The organism is Pandoraea sp. NPDC087047, from assembly GCF_044745225.1.
In the GTDB taxonomy this organism is placed as follows: domain Bacteria; phylum Pseudomonadota; class Gammaproteobacteria; order Burkholderiales; family Burkholderiaceae; genus Pandoraea.
In genome coordinates this window covers 2,131-5,085 of the sequence record NZ_JBIUZU010000024.1, presented here as the reverse complement: position 1 = coordinate 5,085, position 2,955 = coordinate 2,131, and the positions used below count along the sequence as shown (strand labels likewise).

Here is a 2,955-nt window from a genome sequence, read left to right as displayed (position 1 = left end):
TTTAGGGGAGCCTGACGATTACCTACTTTCACACGGGTATCCGCACTATCATCGGCGTGGAGTCGTTTCACGGTCCTGTTCGGGATGGGAAGGGGTGGTTCCAACTCGCTATGGTCATCAGGCATAACTTGTATGTTCCGCTGACTAGGTCAGCAAAACCAATTCGGAAGAAGCGTAGTACAACATGTGGGTTGTGAGGGTATCGGCACATCGACACTCACACCAGGAAAAACACACTGGTTATAGGATCAAGCCTTACGGGCAATTAGTATCAGTTAGCTTAACGCATTACTGCGCTTCCACACCTGACCTATCAACGTCCTGGTCTTGAACGACCCTTCAAAGGAATCGAGTTCCTAGGGAAGTCTCATCTTAAGGCGAGTTTCCCGCTTAGATGCTTTCAGCGGTTATCTCTTCCGAACATAGCTACCCGGCGATGCCACTGGCGTGACAACCGGTACACCAGAGGTTCGTCCACTCCGGTCCTCTCGTACTAGGAGCAGCCCCCTTCAAACTTCCAACGCCCACGGCAGATAGGGACCAAACTGTCTCACGACGTTTTAAACCCAGCTCACGTACCTCTTTAAATGGCGAACAGCCATACCCTTGGGACCGGCTACAGCCCCAGGATGAGATGAGCCGACATCGAGGTGCCAAACACCGCCGTCGATATGAACTCTTGGGCGGTATCAGCCTGTTATCCCCAGAGTACCTTTTATCCGTTGAGCGATGGCCCTTCCATACAGAACCACCGGATCACTATGACCTGCTTTCGCACCTGCTCGACTTGTCAGTCTCGCAGTTAAGCACGCTTTTGCCATTGCACTATCAGCACGATTTCCGACCGTACCTAGCGTACCTTCGTACTCCTCCGTTACACTTTGGGAGGAGACCGCCCCAGTCAAACTGCCTACCATGCACTGTCCCCGATCCGGATTACGGACCTAGGTTAGAACCTCAAACAAGCCAGGGTGGTATTTCAAGGACGGCTCCACAGAAACTAGCGTTCCTGCTTCAAAGCCTCCCACCTATCCTACACAGACCGGTTCAAAGTCCAATGCAAAGCTACAGTAAAGGTTCATGGGGTCTTTCCGTCTAGCCGCGGGTAGATTGCATCATCACAAACACTTCAACTTCGCTGAGTCTCGGGAGGAGACAGTGTGGCCATCGTTACGCCATTCGTGCAGGTCGGAACTTACCCGACAAGGAATTTCGCTACCTTAGGACCGTTATAGTTACGGCCGCCGTTTACCGGGACTTCAATCAAGAGCTTGCACCCCATCATTTAATCTTCCGGCACCGGGCAGGCGTCACACCCTATACGTCCACTTTCGTGTTTGCAGAGTGCTGTGTTTTTATTAAACAGTCGCAGCCACCAGTTTATTGCAACCCCTTCACCCTCCTGGCGCAGGCCAGTCAAGCTACAAGGGCGTACCTTATCCCGAAGTTACGGTACCAATTTGCCGAGTTCCTTCTCCCGAGTTCTCTCAAGCGCCTTAGAATACTCATCTCGCCCACCTGTGTCGGTTTGCGGTACGGTCTCGTATGACTGAAGCTTAGAGGCTTTTCTTGGAACCACTTCCAATTGCTTCACGAATTTTACTCCGCTCGCCCCGCAGCCTTGAATTACGCGCCCGGATTTGCCTAAGCGCCTTCTCCACTGCAGGGACCGGGACTTCCAACACCCGGACAACCTTCCGCGATCCGTCCCCCCATCGCATCATACGACGGTGCAGGAATATTAACCTGCTTCCCATCAGCTACGCATCTCTGCCTCGCCTTAGGGGCCGACTCACCCTACGCCGATGAACGTTGCGTAGGAAACCTTGGGCTTACGGCGAGGGGGCCTTTCACCCCCTTTATCGCTACTCATGTCAGCATTCGCACTTCTGATACCTCCAGCATCCTTTACAAGACACCTTCACAGGCTTACAGAACGCTCTCCTACCATGCGAGCAAGCTCGCATCCGCAGCTTCGGTATATTGCTTAGCCCCGTTACATCTTCCGCGCAGGACGACTCGATCAGTGAGCTATTACGCTTTCTTTAAAGGGTGGCTGCTTCTAAGCCAACCTCCTGACTGTTTTAGCCTTCCCACTTCGTTTCCCACTTAGCAATATTTAGGGACCTTAGCTGGCGGTCTGGGTTGTTTCCCTCTTGACACCGGACGTTAGCACCCGATGTCTGTCTCCCGTGATTGCACTCTTCGGTATTCGGAGTTTGCTATGGCGAGGTAATCCGCAATGGACCCCTCAACCATGACAGTGCTCTACCCCCGAAGGTGATACACGAGGCACTACCTAAATAGTTTTCGGAGAGAACCAGCTATTTCCAAGTTTGTTTAGCCTTTCACCCCTATCCACAGCTCATCCCCTAACTTTTCAACGTTAGTGGGTTCGGTCCTCCAGTACGTGTTACCGCACCTTCAACCTGGCCATGGATAGATCACTTGGTTTCGGGTCTACACCCAGCGACTGAACGCCCTATTCGGACTCGCTTTCGCTACGCCTTCCCTATTCGGTTAAGCTCGCCACTGAATGTAAGTCGCTGACCCATTATACAAAAGGTACGCCGTCACCCCTTTCGAGGCTCCGACTGTTTGTATGCATGCGGTTTCAGGATCTATTTCACTCCCCTCCCGGGGTTCTTTTCGCCTTTCCCTCACGGTACTGGTTCACTATCGGTCGATTACGAGTATTTAGCCTTGGAGGATGGTCCCCCCATCTTCAGACAGGATTTCACGTGTCCCGCCCTACTTTTCTCAAGCTTAGTTCCACACCAGGGTTTTCTCATACGGGGCTATCACCCACTATGGCCGGACTTTCCATTCCGTTTTGATAACACCGGTGCTAAATCTTGAAGGCTGGTCCCATTTCGCTCGCCACTACTTTGGGAATCTCGGTTGATTTCTTTTCCTGCAGCTACTTAGATGTTTCAGTTCGCCGCGTTCGCTTCG

The 2,955-nt window shown here is 52.3% G+C and carries 2 rRNA genes (1 of these 2 only partly in view); both read right to left on the bottom strand.

Features of this window, described 5'->3' with window-relative positions:
* Positions 1-9: 9 nt before the first annotated feature.
* Positions 10-122, bottom strand: a 5S ribosomal RNA gene (rrf, locus tag ACIPHM_RS24465).
* 122 nt (positions 123-244) lie between these two features.
* A 23S ribosomal RNA gene (locus ACIPHM_RS24460) occupies positions 245-2,955 on the bottom strand; it runs 225 nt beyond the window's last position.